We start from the raw sequence: 25,380 nt of genomic DNA, 5'->3' as shown, positions 1-25,380 counted from the left end.
TCGGAGGGGGTCGGCGACTGGATAGTTCGGAACTCTCCCGCCGTTGTCCGGCGCGGCGCCCCGGTCCGGTCCTTGACAAAAACTAGTAACGCAGTGTCTAGTGCCACGCATGGCGCTTCCGGAAACCTTGCTCGGGCTGTTGGAGCCCGTACCCCGACACGGCTACGACCTCCGGCGCGAATACGACGCGCAGTTCGGCTGGAATCGGCCGGTGAAACCACCCCAGGTGTACGCCACCCTCGCCCGTCTGTCCCGGGACGGCGAGATCGAGGCGGTGGCCGTCGAGCGGGTAGGTGGTCCGGACCGGACGACGTACGCGCTGACCCCGGACGGGGTGACGCACCTGGAGCGGTGGCTGGCCGAGCCGGAGGGGATCTCGGCCTACCTGCAGTCGGTGGTCTACGTCAAGGTGATGATCGCGCTGCGGTCCGGGCGGCCCGCCCTGCAGGTGCTCGACGCGCAGCGCGCGGCACACCGCCAGACGATGCGGGAGGTGACGGCACGCAAACGGGGTGGCAGCACCGCCGTAGCCGTCGCCTGCGACTTCACTCTCTTCCACCTCGAAGCCGACCTGCGGTGGATCGACCACACCGCGGCCCGGCTGGACCACCTGGCTCGGGAGGTGCGATGAGCGGCTCCCTGCTGCGGACCGTCGACCTCCGACTCGCCTTCGGGGCTACCCAGGCACTGGCCGGAGTCTCCGTGGAGATCGGCCCTGGTGAGCTGGTCGCGCTGGTCGGCCCCTCGGGTTCGGGCAAGTCCACCCTGCTGCACTGCCTGGCCGGCATCCTCCGGCCGGACAGCGGCACGGTGTGGTACGACGGTGTACGCCTCGACGACCAGTCCGACGACCGGCGCAGCCGCCTGCGGCGCACCGACTTCGGTTTCGTTTTCCAGTTCGGGTCGCTGGTGCCGGACCTGACGGCATTGGAGAACATCGCCTTCCCGCTACGGCTGGCCGGGGTACGGCGGCGGGTGGCCGAGGCACGGGCCCGGGAGTGGCTGCACCGGCTCGGCGTTGCTGACGTGGCCGGCAAACAGCCCGGCGCGATGTCCGGCGGCCAAGGGCAGCGGGTGGCGGTGGCCCGGGCGCTGGTTACCGGGCCACGGGTGGTGTTCGCGGACGAGCCGACCGGTGCGCTCGACAGCTTCAACGGTGAACTCGTCATGGACGAGTTGGTGGGCACGGCCCGGGAGCAGGGCACGGCGGTGGTGCTGGTGACGCATGACCCCCGGGTCGCGGCGTACGCGGATCGGGAAGTCGTGTTGCGGGACGGCGCGACGGCGCCAACGGAGGTGTCGGCGTGACCGGGTGGGGACTGGCGCTTGGACTCCGGCTCACCTTTACCGGCGGGCGCGAGGGACGGATCCGACTGCTCATGATGGTCGGTGGGGTGGCGGCGGGAGTGGTCCTGCTGCTCGCGGTCGGGGGTGTACTGCCCGCCGTGGTGGAGCGGATCGGCAAGAACGCGGCCCGGGCGGTCGTGCCCACCGCCGACGCCGGGACCCGCACCGAGGGAGTACGGGCGGCACTGTCGGTCGGGTTCTGGCGCGGGCGTGAGATCCGGGTGCTCCGGGTCGAGGTCGTCGGCCCGGCGGTCGCCCCACCGCTGGGCGTGCCGAGAACCCCGCAGGCCGGGGAGATGTTCGTGTCGCCCGCGCTGGCGGCGGTGTTGGCCGGCACACACGGCGCGGAACTCGCGCCACGCCTGCCCGAACGGATGGTGGGTACGGTGACCCCGGCGGGTCTGGTCGGCCCGGAGGAGATGTACGCCGTCGCGGGCCCACCGCCCGGTGGCCTCGTCGGCCCACCGGGCATCGAATCCGGCCTGTCAACGGCGTTCGAACGCCCCGCAAAAGGGTCGCTGTTCGCATCCCAGGGTGTGCACGTCGACGGGACCGGGATGGGGCAGGAGGCGAACGCCACGGGCACCCTGCTGGTGGTGGTCGCCCTGGCGGGTGTGGGCCTGGTGGTGCCGCTGCTGGTCCTGATCGGCACCTCGGTCCGGCTCTCCCAGGCCAGCCGGGAACGGCGAGCCTCCGCCATGCGTCTGGTCGGCGCCACCGCAGGCCAACTGCGGATGCTCGGCGCGGTGGAGGCTGCGGTCGTTGGAGCGCTCGGCGTGCTGGCGGGTACCGGACTGTTCTTCCTGCTCCGCGCCCCGGTGGCGGCGTTACTGCCGATTCCGGACGGCCTCTATCCGCAGGACGTGGCACCGCCACCAGCGGTGGCGATGGCCGTACTGGTCGGAGTGCCGGCGCTGGCCGCCCTCACCGGTAGTCTCGCGCTCCGCCGCGCGGTGGCGTCCCCGCTCGGCGTACGGCGGCAGGCCAAGCCGGCCCGCGCCGGCGCTTTCCGGCTGCTCCCGCTCGGCCTCGGTCTCGCCATGCTGGTTGGCGCCTACGCCGACCGCCGGGCCGTGCTCGCGGGTGCCTGGCACGGTCGTGCGCTGCTGCTGGGCGGGGCGGTGATGTGTCTGGTCGGCCTGGCGGTTGGCGCCGCCGCGCTGGCCCGAGTGACTGGCCTGGCGGTGGCGCGTTGGGGACCCGGCCTGGCCAGCCAACTCGCCGGGCGTCGACTGATCGCCGATCCGGCCGGCGCCGCCCGGGCGGTTACCGGGACCGCTCTGGTGGTCGTCCTGCTCGGCTGGGTGGTGGCGCTGCTGCCCGTCCTCGACCAGATCGACGTCGACGGCGACGACGGCCTGGCCGGTGCCCTGCGCCCGCACACCGTCGTGGTGACCCTCGCCGCCGACGCCCGGGTGGAGCCGGTCGTTGAGACACTGCGCGCGGTGGACGGTGTCGCCCAGGTCGCCGCGGTCCGCCACCTGGACCTACTGCCGCCCGGCGTACGACCGACAGACTGTTGCAGCGACGGAACCGCCCGGATCGGTGAGCAGAACGTCCGAGCTGTGATCGCCGACTGCGACGACCTGGGACGGATCCTGCGAGCGTCACTGCCCGACTGCCGTCCGAACACCCTGCACTACCTCACCGGAAGCTACTTCCCCTCGTCGACCATCACGGCGGCGGGTCGGCTTCAACCGGTGATCGAGCCAGACCGTCCACCGGCCGGCCCGATCCTCGACGTACCGGCGGAGCTTCCCGAAGTCACCCTGCCCGACGAGTTCACCAACCGCACCGACGGGCTGCTGCTCGCAGGTGACCTGCTCGTCCCACCCACGATGCTCCCCGCCGACCTGCCCGACAAATGGTTCCCGAACCTACTGGTCGCCACCGACGGCCGGGCCGAGACGTTAGAGGCGGTCCGGGCGCGCCTCGGCGCACAGCAGACCCCCTTCCCACCGCTGACCGCCGAGGAAGCCGTCGTGCTGGCCCGGTCGTCCTCAGACGGCTACACCCGCGCGGCGCTCCTCATGACCATCGCCGTCGTACTGGCTGGCGGCCTCTCGCTCGCCGTCACCACCGCCGACGGCATCCGCGAGCGGCACCGGGCACACTCGGCACTGACCGCGATGGGAACTCCCGCCCGGGTGCTGCGGTACAGCGCCCTGCTGTACGCGGCGCTTCCCCTGGCGCTCACCATCGGCTTCGCCGTGCTCGTCACCGCCGCCAGTTCCTGGCTGCTCGTCGGACTCAGCGCATCGACCGGGGTCGCCCCGCCGCCGTTACCGTGGGACGGATACGCTGCCATCGGCGCCACCACGCTGGTCGCCTGCCTACTCGCCACCGCCGCCACGCTGCCATTCGTCCGAGCCGTGACCCGACCCGACGCCCTACGCATCGAATGAAAGCGCCCGGACAACATCCGATGACCGACTATCCGGCGTCGCGTGGATGACAGGACTCTTCCGGCGACACTCGGGCGACCAACTGCTCGAAACCCCGTGACGAGCGGAACCTGGCAGTCGACCACGGCGCCCCCCACCGCACCCGCAGGATCAGGGCTGATTCCGACGGAGTGAGGGGCATCCGAGACAGGAATCCATCACCTCGTATCCGTAGGGCGCTGCCGCCCCGGCGAGCCGGCAGCGCCCTTTCGGGTCGTCCTCGTTCCACTGCGACCAACAGTGGCCAGGACGGGACCGTGGGGTCGACGGCCGCTTCGACGGTCCGATCCTGCGCAACCCGCGGAGCCCGGATGGACCGGCACGTGGCGACCCGCCGGCTCAAGCACCTCGCCGCCACCGCCGGAATCGGGATGCCGAGGATGCACCCACACATACTGCGCCACCCCGCCCGGCTACCACCGCCGGTTTCCCTGGCGGGCCACCTGGTCCCCTAATAGGCTCACTCGACATGCGCGTGACCCACTCGCTTCTCCACGCCGAGGACCTCGCCCAGCTCGTGGAGCGGGAGTACGCCATCGCAGCGCCCGTCAAGGTGAGCTTGCTGAACCGTGGCTTCAACGACACCTACCTCGTCACGGACGTCGAGGGCGGTCGCCGCGTGCTGCGGGTCTACAACCGAGAAAAGTATTGGATCCGTTCGGAATCCGACCTCCGCTTCGAGCTCGACCTGCTTGAGCACCTGGCCGTGGCCGGGCTGGGCGTCATCCGCCCGTACCAGCGGACCCTCGGCGACCGGCTCGGCCGGCTGATGGCGCCCGAAGGCGAACGATGCTTCGCCCTGTTCACCCACGCGCCTGGCACGCCCTTGTACGAAGGCACGCTGACCGCCGAGCAATGGCGCGAGTTCGGCTCCGGCATCGCCCGGATGCACCTGGAGATGGACGCCTTCCTCACCAGCCACGACCGCTACCACCTCGACGAGCGCATCCTCGTCGAACGGCCGCTGGCCAGCCTGGCACCCTATGCCGGCTCGGCCCGGGCCGCGGCGGACCTCGCCGAACTCGGCAAGCTCGGCGAGCGACTGACCGGCGAGATCCAGCGGCTCCGAGCGATCGGCGGCGCATACGGAATCATCCATGCAGACCTGCACCGGGGCAACACCCACATCGACGGCGACGGATGGTTCGTCACGTTCGACTTTGACCACTGCGGGTTCGGGTTACGCGCGTACGACCTGGTCACTCTCTATCGCGGGCCCGGCTCGCCGGAGGAGGATCGCGAACGCTGGGCAGCGGTCCTCGCCGGCTACCAGCAGGTCCGTCCGCTGAGCCAGAGCGAGGTGGCCGGCTTCCCCGTACTGGCTGCCTGCCGGGCGATGTGGGACGTCGGTGATTGGCTGGGTGCCGCCGACCGTACCGGCGACGCCTGGGTGACCGAAGCGGTGATCGCCAAGCTGCTGGCGGACGTCCGCAAAGCAGGATCCGATCCCACACCCCGGCCGGCCGCCGAGCCGACACTGGAGCAATATCCACCACACGTCGACTTCAGCCCACGCGATCCGCACGCCGCCGACGAGCAACCGCATTACGAATCAGGCGACGCGTGACGCCGTACGAGCTCTCGTTACAGTGGACGCACGAGCATCGATGACGGCGGCGAATGCACCTCCCATGCTCGACACCTGCACGAGTTCAAGTCCAGTCGCAGCTGGGCCCCGAAGTCACGCCCACACAAACCCGTTGGTGAGGGGCGGGGTCCGAACTTCCGGCCAGGTGGGACCGCTCCCCGCGCTCGTAGCCAAGGCATCGATGATCAGGATTTCGGTGGTGTCGCGATATGGTCCGACAACGGTTCCCTCCGACTCCGAGAGCGCGCAGCCATCGCCGAGGCAGCTGATGGGGGCTTGATGAACATCCAGATTCGACGGTTACGGCAAGGTGCCGAGGCCGAATTCGTGCGGGGGCTGGAGTGGCTCTTCGACCCACCCGGCAGCCGTCCCCCGGATTGGGACCGGGACCGCGCCGTCGAGCGCACCGTACAGGTTCTCGCCGACAAGAACGTTGCACTGTTCGAAGCCCGCTCGGACCAGGATCAGTTGGTCGGCGTGGCCAGCGTCTACCTGGACATCCTGTCGGTGCGCTTCGGGCGTCGGGCTTCGATCGAAGATCTTGCTGTGCACTTCGAATGGCGCTCCCGAGGCGTCGGCGCTAGCCTGCTGACGACCGCCAGGGCGTGGGCGCACGAGCAGGGTGCCGACTACGTCTTCTTGGAGTCCGGCGTTGCGCGAACCGAGGCACATCGCTTCTACCTCCGTGAAGGTGCAACCCACACGGCCGCAGCATTCAGGTGGACCAGGGAACACATCCGTTGACGGGTACCGCGTCTGCTCGGCGGTAGTGCGGTGCGGCTGCACGCCTACGGCCTGGATGCCACTGGACTGTTCACCGCGACGGAGTCAGTCTGCGGGCTCTTCCGGCACGGCCGGCGCACGTGGTCTCTGCTCTGGCGAGGCCGGCAATCGAGTCGTGCTCGAACAGCGAACGGATCTTTGATCGCGCACCGCGGTATCCGCTTCTGTCCTCGGTCACCCGCGGCGTTCGGCGGCATGTCGATGATGTCCGAGCGAGTGATCTTGGCATCCGGATCTGCCGCACGGCGGGCCTTGGCGCTGAGGGTGCCTGGTGACGCACCGTGAGGTATGACTGCCTTTCCCGGTTTCGGTGCCAGTGTCGTCTCTTCCGATCGTCTCGCTCTCCGTGCCGCTGCAGCCGGCTACCTCGGTCGGCACCGGGGTGACCCGCGGCTGCACACCGAGTCCGACCTGCGGGTGTTCCCGACCTGGTGCGGTCACCAGGACCTGCACCCGCTGTCCGTTGGCCGGGTGGATATCGAGCGGTACCTGCGCTGGCTGCCGGACGTACGTCGTCGCCAGCCCTCGGCCGACTCCCGCCGACTGTGGGTGGTCATCGGCTTCTACCGCGTCTGCGTCATCGAGGACATCCTGCCGCACTCACCAGCCGACTACCTCCGCAGACCCGTGGTACCACCCGAATCATCCACCCTCGGCCTGGGCCACCTCCAGTTCGAAGCCCTGATCACCACCGCACGCCTATCCGCCAACCCGAACGATTTCGCCCTGATCGCCATGCGCGGCGGCTCGGGCTGCGGGCCTTCGAAGCCTGTGGCGCCAACATCGGCGCCCCTCGGCGAGGAACATGGTCACCGGGCCCTACGAGTCCGCGACAAGGGCGGCAAGGTCGTCCTCGTTCCAGTGTCGCCAGCGGTGGCCGGGGCCGTCGACCGCGACATCGGTTGATGTAGACACGTCGAGCCGCGTTCGGGATACGCGTTTCGTGGTGCCCCCAGGAGGGCGCCGCCTATCGGATTATGCTGCTGCTGAGCTGCTGGTCGATCCGTTCGAGCGGGCTACTCGGACGGGTCGGTGGCCGCACGGCTGGCGGGAGGGTGCGACTTTCATGAAGATCAGGCATCGGATGATCGTTTTCGACGCCGCGGATCTTGATGCGGAAAGCAAGTTCTGGGCCGGGATGTTGGGCGGCGCCGTGGACGGGGGCGACCGCTGGCGCAACATCTGGGTCGACGGCGACTGGCAGCTGGGCATCCAACTCGCGCCGAACCATGTTCCGCCCGATTGGCCTGACGGCACTCCACAGCAAGTCCATCTCGACCTCTACGTCGATGACTTCGACGCCGCGCACGAGCAGGCGATCGCGCTGGGGGCGCGCCTGTTGAAGGCGGCCGACGACCGCGCCGCGAGTCGGGGCGCCCAGGTCTATGCCGATCCCGCCGGTCACCCGTTCTGCCTTTGCTGGCTGCCGCCCACAACGGACCAGCGGAGCGCCGGCGCCCCGTCGGTTCCGTGACGATCGGTGGCAGTGCCTTCTCCCGGTCCTTCGGGTGGTCAGCGTCCCGGCGTGAGCGTCACCGATTCGCCTGGCCGTAGCGTGACGCGGTGCCGCCAGGTACCCGCGCGGACCTCGGTCGTGGTGCCGCCGATGCTGTGGATCACTGCCCGGGTCGCCTTCCCGTCGCGCCAGGTGAGGTCGACCTCGAAGCCGCCGCGTGCTCCGACGCCGGTGACCGAGCCGCGGGCGGCCCAGGCGCGGGGCAGCGCGGGCAGCAATTCGATCACGCCGGGCCGGGAGTAGAGCAGCATTTCCAGGGCTGCGGCGGCACCGCCGAGGTTGGCGTCGATCTGGAAGATCGTGTAGCTGCCCTGGCTGTACATGTCGAAGAGGTTCGCCGCGGTGCCGTTGCCGTTGTTCATCGACGGCCGCAGCACCGTGAGGTAGAGCTGGTACGCCCGCTCCGCGTCCTTGAGCCGCGACCAGCACAGCGACCGCCACGCGCACGCCCACCCGTAACTGTCCATCCCCCGAGCCAGCAGCAGATTGCGTACGCCGTCGAGCAGCTCCGCCGGACTCGTGTCGGCGGCGATCCGGTCGCCGGGGTAGAAGCCGATCAGCGGCGACAGGTGCCGGTGCGTGGTCTCACCGAGATTGTCGGGGCTCATCCACTCCTCGAGCCAGCCGGTCTTGGGGCTGACCCGCGGCAGGTAGAGCCGCGACTGCAGGTCCTTGAGCGCGGCCGCGAACTCCACGTCCCGGCCGAGCACGGCGCTCGCGACCTGCGTCTGTTGGAACAGGTCCCAGGCCAGTTCCTGGGCGTACGTCGTACCCTTGGCGTCCGGTCCGTGCTCCGGCGACCAGGCCGTGTCATCGATCAGCACCTCGCGCCCGTCGACCGTGGTCGTGATCAGCCGCGCTTGCCAGAACTCGGCGGCGCCCTTGAGTACTGGATAGATCTTCTCCAGGTACGCCCGGTCCTGGCTGTACTCGTAGTGCCGCCACAGCGAGTTGCACAGCCACGCGTTGCCGGACGGGTGCCAGGCCCAGCCGCTGCCTCCGTAGATGTTGGTGGAGAACGCTACCGCCCAGCCGGCCACCTTCCCGCTGCTGTTGCGGAAGCGGTTGCTCGGGTGGTTGAACAGCCGCCCGGTCACGTCGGTCCACACCGGCAGCTGGGACACGCAGTAGTCGGCCAGTGCGTCCGCGCACTCGCCGAGCCCTGCCGGGTCGGCCAGCCAGTAGTTCATCTGCACGTTGATGTCGGTGTGGTAGTCGGCGAACCAGTCCGGGGTGTTGTTGTGGATCCACAGCCCTTGGAGGTTCATCGGCAGCCCGTCGCGCGAGCCGGTGATCGTGAGGTAGCGGCCGTACTGCACGTACGCCGCCTCGAGTTCCGGGTCCACGGTGGTCGGGTCGGTGTGCCGGACGGCAATCCGCGACCAGGAGTCGAGCGCGCGCTGCACCGCCGACGAGGTGCCGAGGTCGATCGTCATCCGGTCGTACAGCCGGCGGTAGTCGGCCACGTGCGTGGCGAGCAGCCGTGCGCCGGAAACCCGGGTGGCGGCGGCGACTTTTGTACGAGCGAGCGCGAGCGGATCGATCGCCGGGTCGCGGAAGTCCTTCGCCGCATCGGGGGAGTAGTTCGTGCCTGCGCAGACGACCACCAGCACTTCCCGGCAGCCGTCGAAGGCGACCTTGCCGCCCTCGGCGCGGACCCGTCCCCCGGTACCGACCACGGTGACGGCCGCCCCGTACGCCAGCCCGTTGACGAGCGTGCCCGCGAAGCCGGCCTGGTCGCCACTCGCGGTCGTGGTCTCGCCGTGCGTGCCCACGAGCGACACCGTGCCGGAGTGGCGGCCCCCGCCGGTCTGGGTGAGTCGCAGCACGACCACGTCGTCCGGGTGGCTGGCGTAGACCTCCCGCCGGTAGCGCGCCCCCCCAACCTGGTAGCTCGCCGACACCACTCCGTTGCTGAGGTCCAGCTGGCGGCGATAGTCCGCATACGCCTCCTGCCCGGTCAGCGCGACCCGCACCTGCGCGAGCACCCCGAAGCTGCCGAACCCGTTCGCGTCGTACGGAAGCTGCCCGTCACTGGTCAACGTGTCGTTGCGTCCACCGGTCCAGAACGAGCCGTCGGTGAGATAGAGGGCGTCGTCGGTCGGATCTCCGGAGACCAGCGCGCCGAGGCGGCCGTTGCCGATCGGCAGGCCCTCCCGGATGATCTGGTCCTCCCGCGCCGGCGTGCGCCACCAGAGCGTGGTCGCGTCGGCCTCGGGCACCAGGGCCGGCTCGGCCGGCCGGGCCGGAGCGGCGTGCGCCGCAGGGCTGGCTCCGGCCAGGGCGAGACCGGCTCCGGTCGCGCCGGTGAGGCGGAGGAAGTCGCGGCGGGATGATGCGAACATGGTCGTTCCCTTCGTGCCGGATTCATCGGGCCTTTCACGGGCCTTCAGGGTCCGGACGTGCGGTAGCCGGCGTTTGGACCATCGAGAGACCCGATGTTTCCATAAAATATGGTCAGTGTTTCGGGGATGTCAACAGCGCCGTCGATGCCGGCGCGACCACCGTGGATGGTGGGCTGGGTCGTCCCGGCCCACCATCCACGGTGGCGCTACAGGTGGTAGTCGCCCGACGCCTCGATGTTCTCGCCGGTGAACCAGCCGAACTCGGTGAGAAGCGGATCAACCTCGCTGAAACCACCACGAGGCACCGGCCGTCTGCATCACTGAACCTTTTTCAACCTGGACCGCGCGGCGCTCTCGCACCGCGACCTTGCGGTCCGCCGGACCGCAAGGGGAGGTTGAAAAGGTTCACTGGAGCGCCGTGGAGCGCCGTGGAGCGCCGACGCGATCGCTGACCGGTTTTACAAGATCCTCGACCAAGTTGAACAAGACCCTCATCCGCTTGAACTTGGCCGGGCCGACCCCCGGGGTAGAACAAGTCGCCCGGTCTCTTCGGGACGCCACGCAGGCCTGAGAATGATGGTCGGGCCGCCGACGTCGATCAATCTTGGGACGTTGTAGTCCGTGCATAGGACTGACGCCAAACGGTGTCTCGCCTGGCAGTTCGGGGCTGGAGTTGAGGCTCGTCCGGCCGGTGTCCGGGACGGCGCATCGGTATGCTGCGGTCGTGTCCGAACAGCGCCGCGCCGACCATGTCGGCTATGTCCGCGCGGTCGTTGGTGACCTAGGGATACTGGACGTCGAGATTGACAAGTTGGTGGACTTGGCGACCGAATCTCCCCTCGGTGGGGTCGGACCGTACACCACCGGTTATGCCAAGCGCGCGTCCGGTCTGTACGTTCGCGACTGCTACCGGTGGCCGTGGCACGAGTACTACCGGTGGACCCGCCGATGTGCTGTGGGATGAGGAGTTCGGCTGGGCAATGACCAAGTCGTTCGAGATCAGCGCTGGTTCCGACCGGGGACGCGTGTGCGGCTGTTACTCGCTTGGGCTTGGGTTGGTTCCCGACCCGTCCGACGTCGCGCTTCGGGTTGCTTCGGTGCTGATGACCAGGGACGAACCGGGCGACCGGCCGCGGCAGTTGCGCAGTGCCGGTAACTACAGTTGGCCATTCGAGTCGGCGCTGGCGACCTATGTTTCGACATGAATGCCGTGGGCCTGACGACCCGACCTACAGACATCACAGTTCAGCGGCTCATTTTCCGGTCAGATCGCCATGGGCGTGAGCGCGGCCCTGTGCGGCCCGTGCCGTCCGGGGCTGAGTCGCACGGTCAGGGACGGCAGCCGCAGCTGCGGCGTACGGTGAGGTTGAGGCGGTGTAGCTGGGGGCCGGGAGTGGTGCCCGGCCGGCCCAGTACGGCGTCGACGGCGCTGGCCGCGAGGTCGGCGAAGGGTACGGCGACGGTGGTCAGAGCCGGGGCCAGGAAGGCACCTAGTTCGGTGCCGTCGATGCTGATCAGGGCGAGATCGTCACCGATGCGGCGGCCGGCTTCCCCTGCGGCGCGCATGGCACCGAGGGCGTGCTCGTCGGTCGTGGCACATACGGCGCTCACCTGCGGATGTGCGGTGAGTAGCGCGTGTGTGTGCCGGTACGCCTCGTCGCGCAGCAGCGGGAAGCGGCAGTCGACGACCAGGTGCCCGGGTACCGGATGGTGGTGCTGGGCCAGGGTGGCGAGGGCGCCGCGGGCGCGGCGGCTGACCGGGTCGTCGCCAGCGTCGGTGCCGAGGACAGCTATGTGGCGGTGACCGTGGGCGAGAAGGTGGTCGGCGGCCTTGCTGCCGGCGTCCGTGTCATCGCCGGCGACACCCGGGGCGTCGGGGTGGAGGCGGTGCATCAGGACATAGGGGATCTCGGCCTGGCGCAGTTGCTCCACCGCGTGTCGCGGGTCGTCGGATGCCACAAGCAGTACTGCATCGACGCGGGCGTCCAGGAGCGCGCGGAGCTGGTCGTGTTCGCGCTCGCTGGTGAAGTGGGCGCTCCCGACGAGGAGGTGGAGTCCACGGGCGAAGGCGGCCGCCTCGACGGCGCGGGTGAGCTCGGCGAAGAACGGCTTGGCGAGGTCGGGTACGACGAGGCCGATGGTGCTGGTACGGCGAGCTCGCAGCGCTCGCGCGAGGTTGTTTCGCCGGTAGCCCAGCTCGGCGACGGCGGCCAGCACCCGCGCGCGGGTGGCGGCGGCCACCGGGCGTGGCCCGTCGTTGAGTACGTAGCTGACCACGGCCGTCGAGGTGCCCGCGTGGGTGGCCACGTCGTGCATCGTCGGTGCTCGCACTATGCCGTCCTTCGTCTTCGCAGGCTGTTCTTGACTGTGCCACACCACCGCGATCTAATCGTTTAGAACGGTGATGTGACGACGTGTTGCCCGACCGGCGAACTGCGTTGACATGACGGCCCGGCGTGGTGGGGGAGGCTGCACAATGCGCGGACCCCTGCGGCTCGTGATCGACACGGATACCGCATCCGATGACGCGGTCGCGTTGCTGTTGGCCGTCCGCACGCCCGGCGTGAGGATCGAGGCCGTCACCACCGTCGCAGGCAATGTGCCGCTGCCCCGGGCCAGCCGTAACGCCCTGGTGACGCTGGAGTTCGCCAGCGCCGGGAACGTGCCGGTGCATCCCGGCTGTGAACGGCCGCTGCTACGTCCGCTGGAAACCGCGGTTCACGTGCACGGCGCCGACGGAATGGGCGGCGCGCCGTTACCCGAGCCGACCGGCACACCGGCCCGCGAGCACGCCGTCGACGCGCTGCTGAGATTGGCCCGCGACCGCGGTGCCGAACTCACGCTGGTCGCACTCGGGCCGCTGACCAACATCGCCGCCGCCCTGATCCGTGACCGGCAGTTGCTCGACCGATTCCGGCACGTCTACTGCATGGCCGGTGCCGCCGACGCCTGCGGCAACATCTCCGCCACGGCCGAGTTCAACGTGTGGGCCGACCCCGAGGCCGCCGCGATCGTCTGTGACGCCGCAGCCTGCGAAACGGTCACCTGGATCGGCTGGGACGCTTCACGGCACGACGCGGTCATGACCCCGGACCGCCAGCGTCGACTGTGCGATCTGGACACGCCCCTGGCCCGGTTCGCCCACCGGGTGAACCGATCGGTCGACCACTGGGCCACCGAAGTGACCGGCCTGCCCGGATACGACCTACCAGATCCGCTCGCCATGGCCGTCGCGCTGAACCCCTCGCTCGTCCGGCGGGCCGAGACCGCGCACGTGCGCGTCGCTACCGGCGACGAGACCCGCGGGCAGATCCTGGTCGATCGCCGCCGCACCGCCGCCCCGGCCAATCTCACCCTGGTACGACGTGTCGACAGCGACGGGTTCGAGCAGATGCTGCTGGACGCATGCGCATGAGCGCCACCAATCGAACCCGACGCTACGAGCTGCACTGTCATCTCGACGGGTCCGTACGCCTGGAGACCCTCACCGCGCTCGCCGTCGAGCAGGACCGCGCGCTGCCCGCTCATCCACGGCGGCTCGCCGTGGCACCGGCCGACGTCGGAAGCTTGCACGCCTTCCTGCCCTACGTCGATATCGCGATCGACCTCCTGCAGACACCGCAGGCGCTCCAGCGCGTCGCGGCCGAACTCGTCGAGGACTGGCACCATGACGACGTCGTGTACGGCGAGGTCCGCTTCGCCCCTCAGTTGCACACCCGCGCCGGTTTGAGCATCGACGACGCCATCGCCGCCGTCGGCGATGGACTCGCCCAGGGTGCCGCCGCGACCGGCGTTCACACCGGCATGCTGCTGTGCTGCCTGCGGCACCAGCACCCCGCGGTGAGCATGAGCGTCGCAGACGCCGCCGTGCGCCGCCGCGACATCGTCGCCGGTCTCGACCTCGCCGGTGACGAGCGGTACCCCGGTGCCGTACACAGCGAAGCGTTCGACCTCGCCCACGCCGCCGGACTTCCCGTCACCGTGCATGCCGGCGAGGCCGCCGGGCCCGACAGCGTCTGGGAGGCCCTCGACGTCCTCGGCGCCCGCCGCATCGGCCACGGCGTGCGGAGCACCGCTGAGCGAGCACTGCTCGACCGTCTGCACCGCGACCAGATCACGCTTGAGACGTGTCCGCGCTGCAACGTCCTGACCCGTGCCGTGCCGACGCTCGCCGATCATCCAGCCGACCGGCTGCTGCGCGCCGGACTGCGTGTCACGGTCAGCACCGATACTCGCACCACCGCCGACACCACCCTCGGACAGGAGTTCGCCGCCCTTGAGGCGACCTTCGGCTGGACCGCAGCCGAAGAGCAGCGATGCCAGGACAATGCCGCACACGGCGCCTTCAACGCGCCCGGCCCCTCGCAGCGATCCTCCTTCTGAAACTGCTCCTTGCGCCGGCGCTCGTGGTGGGCTGATCGCTGGCGGGGCGGCGCTGGGGTCCCCGGGGGTCGGGTACGTTAGCCGCGCTTCCCCTCGTGGTGGGTCCAATCCTGTTGATCACGTGCCTGGAACGCGGAACGCGATTCGGAGCGCGTGCAGCCCCGGCCGCACTGCTGGGCTGATCTCTCTCGCCCGTTTTTGTACTGGCGTTTGCGTGGGCCGCTCGATCGTGGGCTGGTCGACCGCACTGCTGCTCTCGTGGGCCGTGTGCTTGCTCGCTGACATGGCACTGTCGCGGCTGACGGCGGTCCCCGGGTTGGGGGATCGGCCCTGGTACTGGCGTCGGCGTGGACGGTGACGAAGCTACTTCCGGGCAGCAGCACCGAGCCAGCGGCCACAGCCACGACGGTCAGCTAGCCGTGCTGGGACCTTCCGGCGCGAGAGCACGACGTGCTGCACCGCGTCGGCGGTCGGACGCTCCCGAGCGCTACCCCAAGCCCGCCGAGCGGGACAAAACCGGTCGCCAGCAGCGCGACCAAAGTACCCCGCCACCGCCTTCGGCACCTGGTCCGCGCCGCCGCCGGCACCACCACGGACGAACGGGACCTCCTCGACCGACTTCGCGCCAGCGGGCTGCTCGTGCGCCCCGCGCCGACACCACCCACCCCAGCCAGCTCGCCGGGTACGCCGTCGCGCTACCCGACTCCCGCAACGCCGCCGGAGACACCATCCGTACAGCGGATCCGCCCTCGCCGCCGACCTCAGCCTGCCCAAGCTACGCCGCCACGGCCGTCGCAATGAGCACCGAATCTCCCGGCCGGTGTCGCCACACCTAGGTATTTCCCGGCCGGCAGCAACGCCTGTCCATCCGTGTCGCCGACGGCGAGGACGCCGCGATCGCCCACGCCGCCCACCAGCTCATGTTCGGCGTCGGCGCTGACAACATCGGCGGCACCGCCGACGATCCCGACGTCGACTTCGGCGAGGCGGTCGACGAGTCGTCGCCGCACCCGCACCGTGGCCAGCCGGTTGAGATCGTTTGGCGGGTGGTGGAGTCACTCGACCTGTATCTGGAGTTCGATCCGGGTGCGGGTTTCCGGGCCGAACGCTGGAGAACGCGTTACGGGAGAGCATTCGGACCGGCCGGTTGCCGGCCGGGTCGCGCCTGCCCGGGAGCCGGAGCCACCGACCTGGGCCTGTCCTGGGGCCTGATGGTGCAGGCGTCGCGCACCTGGTGGCGGAAGGGTGCTGGTGTCGGCGCCGGCTCGGGCACCCGGGTCGCGGACGTACCTCACGAACCGCCCGACTCGCGCGAGAAGCCGCGGCCCGCGACGGCGACCGGGTCGGTGATCGAGTCGCGGCCGGGGATTCCCGATCTCGGTTCGTTCCCGTGTACGGTCTGGGCCGGCAGTGTTCGCCGCGTGCTGGCGACGGCGTCGCACGGCACGTTCGACTATCCCGACCCGGCGGGACTGCCCGCGTTGCGGGCGGCGGTGGCCGGCTATCTCGCGCGTGCCCGTGGGGTGCGCTGCAGCGCGGACGATCGGCGGCATGTCCGGATCCGCGGCATGCGCTGCGGGGGCCTGCGTGCTCTCTCGGGGAGGTTCGGGAGTTGCCGGTACAACCACGGAACCTGCTGTGGACCCAAAGGGCTCCGGTGACCCGTCTTCCTAGTAGCGGTGGCCGGATTCGACTGGGGGACGTGTGGAACGAGACGAGGAATTCTCTGCGTACGCGAGCGCGCGGTGGCCTGCTCTCGTTCGTTCCGCCGTTCTCCTGGGATGCAGCGTCCAGGATGCCGAAGACCTGGCCCAGACGGCCCTCATGCGCTGCTACGTGTCGTGGGCCAAGGTCGCGAAAGCCGACGATCGGGACGCCTATGTGTACCGAATTCTCGTGAACGCCTATCACGACAGTCGTCGAAGACGGTGGTGGGGGGAGAAGCCCGCTGCGGTCGTACCCGAACAGGTCGAAGCAGACGCCACCACCAGGGTGGACGCAGCAGACGCGGTGGGCCGTGCGCTTGCGGGCCTGAGCCAGGCCAACCGCGAGGCTGTCGTTCTCCGGTACTACGCACATCTCAACGATCGGCAGATCGCCGAAGCGCTCAACATCGCCCCCGGCACCGTGAAGAGCAGATTGTCCCGCGCACTGACGCAACTGTCCGCCGACGCCAACCTTTCCGACCTACGCGGGGGAGCCACGCATGAATGACGAGGACGTTGATCGGATGCTCGAACGGCTCGCGGAACGGGTACCCGTCGGTCCCGCGCCGGTAGATGATCTGGTCCGAGTGGGCAAGTCCGTACAGCGCAGGAAGCGTCGTGCCGCTGTCTTCGGTGCTAGCGCAGCATTAGCCGTGGTGCTCAGCGGCGGCGTTGTTGCCCAGAACCTCACCGGCGACGGCGCGCCCTCTATGAACGACCCTACTAAAGGTCCGTTCGTGACACTCCCATCGCCAACCATTCCTAAGGCGGACCTGGATAACCCGACGGGTGGCATGTCTGGGTCGTTGCCGGATGGTGGTGCGGCAAGCTGTGTGGAGAGCTACACCCCGGAGGCCGTCGCCGGTCGAGCGTTCGCGTTTGACGGTGTCGTGGTCAACATCGGCCCGGCCCGCTCCAACCGTTCCGGCAAGGGTCACCTGAACCTTGTGGGGGTCACCTTCGCCGTTGGCGAGTGGTTTGCCGGCGGTACGGCACCAACCGTCACGGTAGACATGGGTGTGCCCATGGCCGGGACGCGTGACGTGACTGGAGAGGTGTTCCATTCGTATGCGGTTGGATCGCGGTTGCTTGTCAGTGGCGAGCCTCGTTGGGGAGGGTCCCCTCTCGATGCCGCCATCGCTTGGGGGTGCGGCTTCATCCGCTACTACGACCGAGAGACGGCTGAGTCCTGGCGGCAGGCCACCGCGGAGGAGGAGCCCTCGGAACCTACGCCCAGGCCGACTCGCAGCAGCTCGTCGATGCGTTGAGAGCCCCTCGGTGGAAGCCGCCTGTCGACTCCGCCTGAAAACTGACCACGTGGTTCCGATTAGGTTCTAACGGTCGTCGCAACACCTGATCTCATCAGGAGTTGCCCGGAAATCCGCTCATGCTGAATTGAGTGCGGTCAGTGTGTTTGAGTCTCCCAGACCGGCTGTTGGGGCTCGTCGTTGTGCACGATGATGTTGGCGTGATGGGTCGGGTGGACCGTAGCGAAGTAGAACTGTTGGGAGGGGATGTAACGCTTGCGCCAGCGGCGTTCGACTTCGGCCCGAGATAACACCCGGCGCTCTCGGATCACGGCACGATCCACGGTCTTCTCGAGTGCTGTCGACACGAAGATGCGCAGGTCCCACCGATCAATCAGTTCCGGGCGCATGAGGAAGACGCCGTCGAAGACCAGCACGGCGTCGGCTGGGGCAGTCATGACCGGCGGGGACAGCGCGGTATCCGCGGTGCGGTCGTAGACCGCGTGTTGGAAGCGTCGATCTCCGCCCGGGCCGAGCGGATCGAGCAGAACCCGGTTCAACGTGTCGTAGTCGTGCGTGTCGTAGTAGCACCCTTCGGCCGAGTACTCGCCGCGCGGATAGCGCTGTGCCCGGGGGAAGAGGAAATCGTCGATCGTCGCGCGAATGACGTCGCGGCCCTGTTCGCGCAAGACGACGGCCAGCTCGTCGGCGAGCGTGGTCTTGCCTGCGGCGGGCGGTCCGTCGACGGCAACCCGCGTCGGGTGTGCGCCTGTGACGGACCGGACTGCCTCAGCCAGGCGGCCGAGCATCTCGTCGCGGGTGCCTTGGGTCATGTCCTGCCCCGTCCTCGTCTCGCGAAGGTCGCCTGTTGGGCCGACCTTATGCGCGCCAGCCCTTTCGCGCCTGCCAACGCCCGAGTGAGCGAGATCGCCGCATGCGGAGGTGTCTGCGGTCATGGCGCTACGCACTGCAACGGTGGTTCATAGGTCGTGCAGCTGGCTGCGGAGGAAGGCGAGAATCTCGCGCCGCGCGGGCCGGGCGGCCGGTACAAGGCCGGGGATGCTGAGGAAGCCGTGTGTGGCCTTCGGGTAGCAGGTCAGGCGGGCGTCGGTGCCGTCCTCGCAGAGCCGTTCGACGTAGCGGCTTCCGTGGTCGGCTATGGGATCCAGTGCGGCGGTGACGACCAGTGTCGGTGGTAGGCCGGCGAGATCGTCGAACTTCACGGGAGACACGCTGCGTGGGTCGAGGGTCGGCGGCACGCTCAGTTTGCGGGCGGCGCGCAACCGGGGCAGCGAGAGCGTGGGGTTGTCGGCGTTCTCCGTGACCGAGGGGTAGTTCTCTAGGGTGTCGGTCCAGTCCGTGCTCGGGTAGTTAAGCACCTGGGCGTGCAGCGGCGGGCCGTCCTTGCGGGCCCGCAACGCAACGAGTGCGGCGATCATGCCGCCGGCGCTCTCACCCATGACCGCGACGGCGGCGGGGTCGATACTCCAGCCGGCGGCGTCTTCGACAAGCCGGACGAGCGTGTCGTAGCCGTCCTCGACGGGCTGGGGCAGCGGGTGCTGCGGGGCGAGACGGTACTCCACCGAGACGACCACCGACGGGCAGCGGGCCGCGAGGTGGCTGTTGAGCCAGTCGTTCTGCGCGGCGGTGCCCGCGATGAAGCCTCCGCCGTGGAACGAGACGATCAGCGGCAGCGTCCGGTCGGCGTGCGCCGGGCGGTGTACCCGCAAGGTCAGGCCGCGGCCCGGAAGGTCGATCGTGGCTTTGGTGATGCGGGCGCGGCGGTCCGGCAGGCCGGCGATGATCCGGGCGGGAAGAGACGATGCCATGCGGTTGACCTTCTCGCGCACGGCGATCAGCTGGTCGTCGGTCATGGCCTCCCAGTCCTGGGTGTCCCGGAGGATGCGGGTACCCAATGGAGCTTTGACTCTCAAGGTGTCCTCCTGTCACCAGATTACGCTACGAGCGGTAGCGTAATTGCCAGAGTAGCCTGACGCGGTGCCGGTTTCCACCCCGTCCACGCCCGGGCGTCCTCGCGCAGACCTCAATGCGACCGTCTTCGCGGCCACCTTGCGCACGGTTCACGAACTCGGCTACGTGAACGCGACGATGGATCGCATCGCGGCGGCGGCGGGCATCGCGAAAACGACGATCTACCGTCGATGGCCGTCGAAGGGCGCCCTGATCACGGACTGTCTCCTTGACGCGTTCGGCGTCCTTGATGTGTTCCGCGCGGTGCCGCTGACCGAGGCCAGCCGGGACGAGGCCGTGTCCGCACTGGTCCGCCTCCTTGACGCGTCCGGCCCGGTGCCGCTGACGGGCGCCACCCGGGAGCAGATCGTGTCCTCGCTGGTCCGCTTCCTCGCGGCGAAGATCGGCGAGCCCGGCGTGGGCGCGGCGTTCGCCGGCGTGTTCGTTGACGCCATCAGCGATCCGGCCCTGCGCGGCATCCTCTCCACACGCTTGCAGGCGCCCGGTTGGCTGGCGCTCCAGGACGTGCTAGGCGAGCCGGAGGACCGGGTCCTGCTTATCATCGACGTCATCGTCGGGACGCTGCTGCACCGGATGGGGATGACCGGCGAACCGATGGTCGAAGCCGACGTCGCCACGCTGATCGAGATCGTCCTGCACGTCCTTCGGTGACCAGATCCTCGTGCCCGGGCAGCAGCAGCGGACCTACCTACCCGGCGAGACGACAGGCGAGCGCGGACAGCGGTATCGGGCCGGATGGGAAGTCCAGGCGGGTGTGCCGGTGACCGAGGGCGTCGAGCGGTGCGGCGTGCCCCGTCAGGCGGTGCAGCCAGGCCGGCCGACGGGCCCGGCGCGGCGGAGTCGGTACCGGTCGTGCCGCTGCTGCGGGCGGTCGCGGCCGGGCCGACGACCGGCCCGGCCGCGAGGCGGATGGTGCGGTCTTCGGATGTCGCGATCTCGGTTCTGCGGCTCAGGTCAGCCGGATGAGATTGTCGTCAGCTCGCACGTGCGGACCCAGGGGCCGGGGGCGACCGGCTGCCGGGCGCAGGACCACGTCGAGTTGATCGTCGAGGTACCCGGGGTCAGGCTGTAGCTTGCGCCTTGCCATGTGCCCTCCGGGAAGGTGATGTACCCGTAGTACTCGCTCCAGCTCACATAGCACCTCACGTCCAGCGCGATGCTCGTCGCGCTCGCGGGGATCGCCTTGGTCCATACCCTGGTCTGGGTGCCGGGGACCTGGTAAATGGAGTCCACCGGAAGCCATCCGGGGCCGGGCGCGCCGGGCCACCCTCCGCCGCCCACGCTCACGTACGGCCCGACCGGGGGGATTCCCGACGTGCAGGTCGTGCTCCCGCTGATGATCCGGGTACTGTCGGCCGCGGCCGGCGACGGCACGACGGTAACCGCCGCCACCGTGGTCGCAGCCAACAAGCCGAGGGCGGCCGGAATTCGCCGCAATTTTCCAGTAGCTATCAACGTGCGACCGTCCTTTCTCGGGGCACTCCGGTCGGGTGCTTGAGGGCATCCTTGTCCGTCGATAGCGTGGACGGGGTTTGGTACGGACAGGTGCGGACGACCGGGGCCGACGTGGCAGGTAGCGACGGTGCAGCCGTCCGATGCGCTGGACAGCGCCGGACAACACCGGGGATCGCCGGTGACCGCTGACGACGGCCGCCTGCTGCTGCGGCAACTCTGTGACGACCTGCGGCTGCTCCGATCGCAGGCGGGCGGCCCGAGCCTGCGCAGCCTGGCGGTGCGGGTACGGCTGGGCAAGAGCCAGGTGGGGTCGATCTTCAACGGCCGGATCGGACGGCTGCCCGACTGGGAGGTCGTCCGGGGCGTCGTCGAGGGCTGCCGCCAGTACGCCCAGGATCATGGCCGGCTGGACCGGCTGTCGGTGGCCACCGGGATCGAGGAGTTCTGGCGCCCGCGGTACGCCCTGGTGGATTACGCGTTGCAGCAGGCCGCGCGGCAGCGGCCACCAGCGCCGTCGGGGCAGGCGCCGCCGGGGCGACCGGCGCCGGCGCCCCGGCAGTTGCCGGCCGCCACGCGGCACTTCGCCGGGCGGGCCGGTCCGCTCGCCGCGCTGAACGCACTGCTGGACGACGCTGCCACCGCGAACACCGCGGTGATCTCGGCGATCGAGGGTACCGCCGGGGTGGGCAAGACGGCCCTCGCCGTGTACTGGGCGCACCAGGTCGCCGACCGCTTCCCCGACGGGCAGCTCTACGTCAACCTGCGCGGCTTCGGTCCGACCGAGCCCGCGATGGAGCCGGGCGAGGCGATCCGCCGCTTCCTCGACGCCCTCGGCGTGCCGCTGCGCCGGATCCCGCCGGAGCCGGACGCACTGGCCGCCCTGTACCGAAGCGAACTTGCCGGTCGGCGGCTGCTGATCCTGCTGGACAACGCCCGCGACGGCGCGCAGGTCCGGCCGCTGCTGCCCGGCGCCGCGGGCTGCCTGGCCCTGGTCACCAGCCGCGATCCGCTCACCGGTCTGGTCGCCGCCGAGGGCGCCCAACCTGTCACCGTCGATCTGCTCACCCGCGACGAGGCAAGGCAGTTGCTGGCACGCCGCCTCGGCAGCGCGCGGATCGCCGCCGAACCCCACGCGGTTGACGAGATCATCACGCGGTGCGCCCGGCTGCCGCTGCCGCTGGCCATCGTCGCCGCCCACGCCGCGACCCGCCGGGTGCCGCTGCGCGAACTGGCCGAACAGCTCCGCGACGGCAGTCAGGCGCTCGGGCTGCTCAACACCGGCGATCCAGGCACCGACGTCCACGCGGTGTTCGCCTGGTCGTACCGGGCGCTCACCCCGGCCGCGGCGCGCGTGTTCCGGCTCCTGGGCCGGCATCCCGGTCCAGACGCCACCGCGCCCGCCATCGCCAGCCTCACCGCGCTGCCGCTGCCCGACGTACCGCCGCTACTGGCCGGACTGACCCGCGCCAACCTGCTCACCGAACCCGCACCCGGCCGGTACGCCTGCCACGATCTGCTGCGCGCCTACGCCACCTACCTCAGCGACGCCCTGGAAACCCTGCCAGACCGCGAGGCCGCGACCGACCGCATCCTCGACCACTACCTGCACACCGCTGGCGCCGCCGACCGGCTACTACACCCGAATCGAGACGCCATCACCCTCGAACCGCCCCGGCCCGGCGCCGCGCCGGAACATCTGGGCGCACCGGCCGCCGCCCGCGCCTGGCTCGCCGCCGAACTTCCGGTGCTACTCGCGGCGGTGCAGCATGCCGCGGGCGGCGGCTACGACCGGCACGCCTGGCAGCTCGCGTGGATCCTGACCGGGTACCTCGAACACAGCCGACGCTGGCCCGACCAGCTCGCCGTCGGCGACGCGGCGACGCTCGCCGCCGGACGGCTCGCCGACCCGCGCGCGTCGGCCATCGTCCACCGGATCCTGGCCCGCCCGTACATCGAGACCGGCCGCCACGCCCACGCCCGCGCACACCTCGAACGCGCCCTCGACCTCGACGCCGGCAGCGGTGACCTCGCCGGACAGGCCCATAACCACCACCTCCTCGCCTACCTCGGTGAACGGCAGGGCCGGTACGCCGTCGCCCTCGACCACACCTGGCAGGCACTCGCGCTGTACCGCAGGGCGGACCACCGGTACGGGCAAGCCTCCGCCCTCAACGCAGTCGGTTGGTTCCAGGTCCACCTCGGCGACCACGCCCAAGCCGTGACCGCCTGCCAGGAGGCCCTCGCCCTGCTGCGCGGACTGGACGACCGTCGCGGCGAGGCAGCCACATTGGACAGCCTCGGCTACGCGTACCACCATCTCGGTGACTACCCGCGCGCTGTCACCTGCTTTCGTCAAGCCGTCGTGCGGCTAAACGCCCTTGGCGCGCGCTACCCCGAAGCGAGCACACTCACCCACCTCGGCGACAGCTACCAACTCGCCGGCCGGCCGGGCGCGGCGCGGACCACATGGCGACGGGCGCTGGCAATCCTCACCGACCTCGACCACCCCGACGCGGAACGGGTCCGGGCCAGGCTCGCCGCGTAGCGCCGGGCATTCTGAAGTCGTGGATCACGCCGCTTGCGGTCCGGCGGACCGCAAGGGCGGATGCGGTGCGTGACCGCCGCGCGGTCCAGGTTGAAAAAGGTTCACTGAAGGGGCGCTCTGGCGACTGCATCCTCAGTACCCCTAGCCCGTTATGGCGAGAGCGGCCGTCTCTCGTCGCCGGGCTTCTGCCGCGCGCCGTAGGATCGGGGCATGTTGGGGGTGCACTTCGCCATCACGTCGGAGCAGGAACGCTCGCTGCTCGCGACGGACGACCACGGCGACAGCGTGGGTGACATCCTCGAAGTGATCGAGGAGTCGTGCAACGACGACCGGTTGAAGGTCGACACCGACAAGGCCTGGGACGCCATCCACCGCTGCCTGACCGACGGCACCCTCGACCCGGACGGCGGCGCGTACCCGTTGTCTCACGCGGTGCTCGGTGGCCGACATCTCCACGACGAGTACTACGTCGTCTACGTCAGCGCCGCCGAGGTGCGGGATGTCGCTGACGCCCTGCGTTCTGTGGAGCGAACGTGGCTGCGTCATCGGTTCGATGTCATCGACGACCCCGACTACCTCGGTGGACACGACGACGCGGACTTCGAGAACACCTGGGACAACTTCGTTGATGTTCGAGCCTTCTACAACCGGGCCGCCACTGTCGGACGGGCAGTAATCTTCACCGCAACCTGATTCAGCACTACTGAACCTTTTTCAACCTGGACCGCGCGGCGCTCGCGCACCGCGTCCGACCTTGCGGTCCGCCGGACCGCAAGGGGAGGTTGAAAAAGGTTCACTGGTTCGACAGCCTGGTGCAACAACGGCCGCACTCTCGTACCCGGCGCCGCATCATGCCAGCGTCGCCGATGCCCCGCAGCCATGGATAGCGCTCCTCGGCGCGGTCAAGGGCCCCGTCCCAGCCGGCGCCGACATCGTCCGGCCGCGCCGACGTCACGTTGATGAAGCCGGGCACCCGACGCGTGCGCTTGTCCAGCACCACGATCCGGAACGAGCCGTCCACCTGGGGATCGGGCGGACGTTTCCAGGCCACCCGGCCGAGGAGGATCTGGTCACCGTCGCCGGCCTGCTCCACGGTGTGCGGGCTGAACGCGGCGTCCGCGGTGGCCTGGTCGACCAGGCTCAGGGTCGCGGTGGCGGCCAGCACCTCCGGACCGTACGGCGGCACGTTGCGCCACCACCGCCAGCCGGCGAGGCCGCCTATCCCGACGAGCAGCAGCACCACACCGATGATCAGACCCGCCCGCTGCCTCACGCGTGGCAGTACAGCACATCATCACCATCAATCGGTGCGTCGGCAGGGTGAGGTTTGTCAGGAGGGTGGCGTGTACGAACGGCCTGATTGCAGGTATGTGAGCACGGCCAGTACGCGGCGGTTGCCGTCCTGCGGTTGCAGCCCGAGTTTGGTGAAGATGTTGCCCACGTGTTTGACCACCGCCCCCTGCGTGACGTGGAGGGCGGTGGCGATCTGGTGGTTGGTGTCTCCGGTCGCCATCCGCCCGAGAACCTCCTGCTCCCGCTCGCTCAGTATGTCGATGGCGTGAGGGCGGCCGGCGGCCATGGAGCGCTGGACCACCTTCGGATCGATGACGACGCCGCCGCCGGCGATCAGTTCGAGGGAGTGCATGAAATCGGTCACCCGGCTGACCCGGTCCTTGAGCAGGTAGCCGATGCCGCCGGGCGGTTCGCTGCGGGTCGGGGCGGCGAGGAGTCGGGCGGCGTAGGCATGGCCGAGGTACTGCGACAGCACCAGGATTCCGACCTGCGGGTGACGGGCACGGATGGTCAGCGCCGCGCGGAACCCGTCGTCGGCGTCACCTGGCGGCATCCTGACGTCGGTGACCACCACGTCGGGCAGGTTGCCGGGCCCGGCCCCGGCCATCACCCGCAGCAGTTCGTCGGCGTCATCGACGGCCGCGGTGACCCGGTGGCCGAAGCGTTCGACCAGGGCGGTCAGGCCCTCGCGCATCAGGGCCGCGTCCTCAGCGATCACCACTTGCATGGCGTCATT

23 protein-coding genes are annotated in these 25,380 nt (G+C 69.7%); 16 read left to right on the top strand and 7 right to left on the bottom strand.

All coding sequences use genetic code 11. The features are described 5' to 3' along the window. Positions 1-109: 109 nt before the first annotated feature. From AAH979_RS35295 to AAH979_RS35265, 7 genes are all read left to right on the top strand, one after another. Positions 110-631 (top strand): PadR family transcriptional regulator, encoded by a 522-nt coding sequence (locus AAH979_RS35295; RefSeq protein ID WP_346262471.1) that lies wholly within the window; start codon positions 110-112, stop codon positions 629-631. After that, positions 628-1,308: an ABC transporter ATP-binding protein gene (locus AAH979_RS35290; protein ID WP_346262470.1), complete on the top strand. Its 681-nt coding sequence runs from the start codon at positions 628-630 to the stop codon at positions 1,306-1,308. Before AAH979_RS35295 ends, AAH979_RS35290 begins: the two co-directional genes overlap by 4 nt. Further along, entirely contained in the window at positions 1,305-3,752 is a 2,448-nt protein-coding gene (locus tag AAH979_RS35285) for an FtsX-like permease family protein (protein WP_346262469.1), read from the top strand. The genes AAH979_RS35290 and AAH979_RS35285 overlap by 4 nt, the downstream gene beginning before the upstream one ends. Before the next feature lie 556 nt (positions 3,753-4,308). Next, the gene (locus AAH979_RS35280; protein WP_346262468.1) at positions 4,309-5,358 is read left to right on the top strand and encodes a phosphotransferase; all 1,050 of its coding nucleotides are present in this window, start codon (positions 4,309-4,311) and stop codon (positions 5,356-5,358) included. 300 nt (positions 5,359-5,658) lie between these two features. Beyond that, a complete protein-coding gene (locus tag AAH979_RS35275) occupies positions 5,659-6,123 on the top strand; it encodes a GNAT family N-acetyltransferase (protein WP_346262467.1) in 465 nt (154 codons plus the stop codon). Positions 6,124-6,633: 510 nt separating this feature from the next. Then, positions 6,634-7,068 (top strand): hypothetical protein, encoded by a 435-nt coding sequence (locus AAH979_RS35270; protein WP_346262466.1) that lies wholly within the window; start codon positions 6,634-6,636, stop codon positions 7,066-7,068. Positions 7,069-7,228: 160 nt separating this feature from the next. Continuing rightward, the gene (locus AAH979_RS35265) at positions 7,229-7,636 is read left to right on the top strand and encodes a VOC family protein (protein WP_346262465.1); all 408 of its coding nucleotides are present in this window, start codon (positions 7,229-7,231) and stop codon (positions 7,634-7,636) included. 38 nt (positions 7,637-7,674) lie between these two features. On the opposite strand, the gene AAH979_RS35260 is transcribed toward AAH979_RS35265, so the two are convergent. Beyond that, positions 7,675-10,023 carry a glycoside hydrolase N-terminal domain-containing protein gene (locus AAH979_RS35260; protein ID WP_346262464.1) on the bottom strand — a complete coding sequence of 783 codons (2,349 nt, stop codon included), beginning with the start codon at positions 10,021-10,023 and terminating at the stop codon, positions 7,675-7,677. 724 nt (positions 10,024-10,747) lie between these two features. On the opposite strand from AAH979_RS35260, the gene AAH979_RS35255 reads away from it, so the two are divergent. Both AAH979_RS35255 and AAH979_RS35250 read left to right on the top strand, forming a co-directional pair. Beyond that, complete coding sequence (locus AAH979_RS35255) at positions 10,748-10,987, top strand: hypothetical protein (protein ID WP_346262463.1); 240 nt, start codon at positions 10,748-10,750, stop codon at positions 10,985-10,987. A 16-nt stretch (positions 10,988-11,003) separates the two neighbouring features. Next, on the top strand, positions 11,004-11,228 hold the full coding sequence (locus tag AAH979_RS35250) for a hypothetical protein (RefSeq protein WP_346262462.1): 225 nt from the start codon (positions 11,004-11,006) through the stop codon (positions 11,226-11,228). 124 nt (positions 11,229-11,352) lie between these two features. Here the strand turns inward: AAH979_RS35250 and AAH979_RS35245 are convergent, their stop codons facing one another. Next, positions 11,353-12,354 carry a LacI family DNA-binding transcriptional regulator gene (locus tag AAH979_RS35245; RefSeq protein ID WP_346262461.1) on the bottom strand — a complete coding sequence of 334 codons (1,002 nt, stop codon included), beginning with the start codon at positions 12,352-12,354 and terminating at the stop codon, positions 11,353-11,355. 145 nt (positions 12,355-12,499) lie between these two features. Between AAH979_RS35245 and AAH979_RS35240 the strand changes: the two genes are divergently transcribed. Both AAH979_RS35240 and add read left to right on the top strand, forming a co-directional pair. Next, complete coding sequence (locus tag AAH979_RS35240) at positions 12,500-13,438, top strand: nucleoside hydrolase (RefSeq protein ID WP_346262460.1); 939 nt, start codon at positions 12,500-12,502, stop codon at positions 13,436-13,438. Then, entirely contained in the window at positions 13,435-14,406 is a 972-nt protein-coding gene (add, locus tag AAH979_RS35235) for an adenosine deaminase (protein WP_346262459.1), read from the top strand. Before AAH979_RS35240 ends, add begins: the two co-directional genes overlap by 4 nt. Positions 14,407-15,167: 761 nt before the next feature. Here the strand turns inward: add and AAH979_RS35230 are convergent. Beyond that, positions 15,168-15,416 (bottom strand): hypothetical protein, encoded by a 249-nt coding sequence (locus tag AAH979_RS35230; RefSeq protein ID WP_346262458.1) that lies wholly within the window; start codon positions 15,414-15,416, stop codon positions 15,168-15,170. Between the two features lie 694 nt (positions 15,417-16,110). Between AAH979_RS35230 and AAH979_RS35225 the strand changes: the two genes are divergently transcribed. Together AAH979_RS35225 and AAH979_RS35220 are read left to right on the top strand one after the other, a co-directional pair. After that, a complete protein-coding gene (locus AAH979_RS35225; protein WP_346262457.1) occupies positions 16,111-16,620 on the top strand; it encodes a SigE family RNA polymerase sigma factor in 510 nt (169 codons plus the stop codon). After that, positions 16,613-17,380, top strand: a complete 768-nt coding sequence (locus AAH979_RS35220; RefSeq protein ID WP_346262456.1) for a hypothetical protein — start codon at positions 16,613-16,615, stop codon at positions 17,378-17,380. Before AAH979_RS35225 ends, AAH979_RS35220 begins: the two co-directional genes overlap by 8 nt. A 137-nt stretch (positions 17,381-17,517) precedes the next feature. Here AAH979_RS35220 and AAH979_RS35215 read toward each other — a convergent pair whose 3' ends face one another. Continuing rightward, the gene (locus AAH979_RS35215; RefSeq protein ID WP_346262455.1) at positions 17,518-18,192 is read right to left on the bottom strand and encodes a uridylate kinase; all 675 of its coding nucleotides are present in this window, start codon (positions 18,190-18,192) and stop codon (positions 17,518-17,520) included. A gap of 147 nt (positions 18,193-18,339) precedes the next feature. After that, complete coding sequence (locus AAH979_RS35210) at positions 18,340-19,233, bottom strand: alpha/beta hydrolase (RefSeq protein WP_346262454.1); 894 nt, start codon at positions 19,231-19,233, stop codon at positions 18,340-18,342. A 124-nt stretch (positions 19,234-19,357) separates the two neighbouring features. Here AAH979_RS35210 and AAH979_RS35205 point away from each other — a divergent pair, with 124 nt between their 5' ends. The 3 genes from AAH979_RS35205 to AAH979_RS35195 all read left to right on the top strand — a co-directional run bounded on the left by AAH979_RS35205 (position 19,358) and on the right by AAH979_RS35195 (position 24,044). Further along, complete coding sequence (locus AAH979_RS35205) at positions 19,358-20,002, top strand: TetR/AcrR family transcriptional regulator (protein WP_346262453.1); 645 nt, start codon at positions 19,358-19,360, stop codon at positions 20,000-20,002. A gap of 982 nt (positions 20,003-20,984) precedes the next feature. After that, positions 20,985-23,351, top strand: a complete 2,367-nt coding sequence (locus tag AAH979_RS35200; RefSeq protein WP_346262452.1) for a tetratricopeptide repeat protein — start codon at positions 20,985-20,987, stop codon at positions 23,349-23,351. Between the two features lie 210 nt (positions 23,352-23,561). Next, a complete protein-coding gene (locus tag AAH979_RS35195) occupies positions 23,562-24,044 on the top strand; it encodes a YfbM family protein (RefSeq protein ID WP_346262451.1) in 483 nt (160 codons plus the stop codon). A gap of 100 nt (positions 24,045-24,144) precedes the next feature. Here AAH979_RS35195 and AAH979_RS35190 read toward each other — a convergent pair whose 3' ends face one another. Together AAH979_RS35190 and AAH979_RS35185 are read right to left on the bottom strand one after the other, a co-directional pair. Beyond that, the gene (locus tag AAH979_RS35190; RefSeq protein ID WP_346262450.1) at positions 24,145-24,624 is read right to left on the bottom strand and encodes a hypothetical protein; all 480 of its coding nucleotides are present in this window, start codon (positions 24,622-24,624) and stop codon (positions 24,145-24,147) included. A gap of 57 nt (positions 24,625-24,681) precedes the next feature. Further along, the gene (locus tag AAH979_RS35185) at positions 24,682-25,371 is read right to left on the bottom strand and encodes a response regulator transcription factor (RefSeq protein WP_346262449.1); all 690 of its coding nucleotides are present in this window, start codon (positions 25,369-25,371) and stop codon (positions 24,682-24,684) included. Positions 25,372-25,380: the final 9 nt, after the last annotated feature.

It is taken from the genome of Plantactinospora sp. ZYX-F-223 (assembly GCF_039649625.1).
In the GTDB taxonomy this organism is placed as follows: Bacteria; Actinomycetota; Actinomycetes; order Mycobacteriales; family Micromonosporaceae; genus Plantactinospora.
Note: the sequence above shows the minus strand (reverse complement) of the source record. Positions and strands in the feature narration are given on the sequence as shown.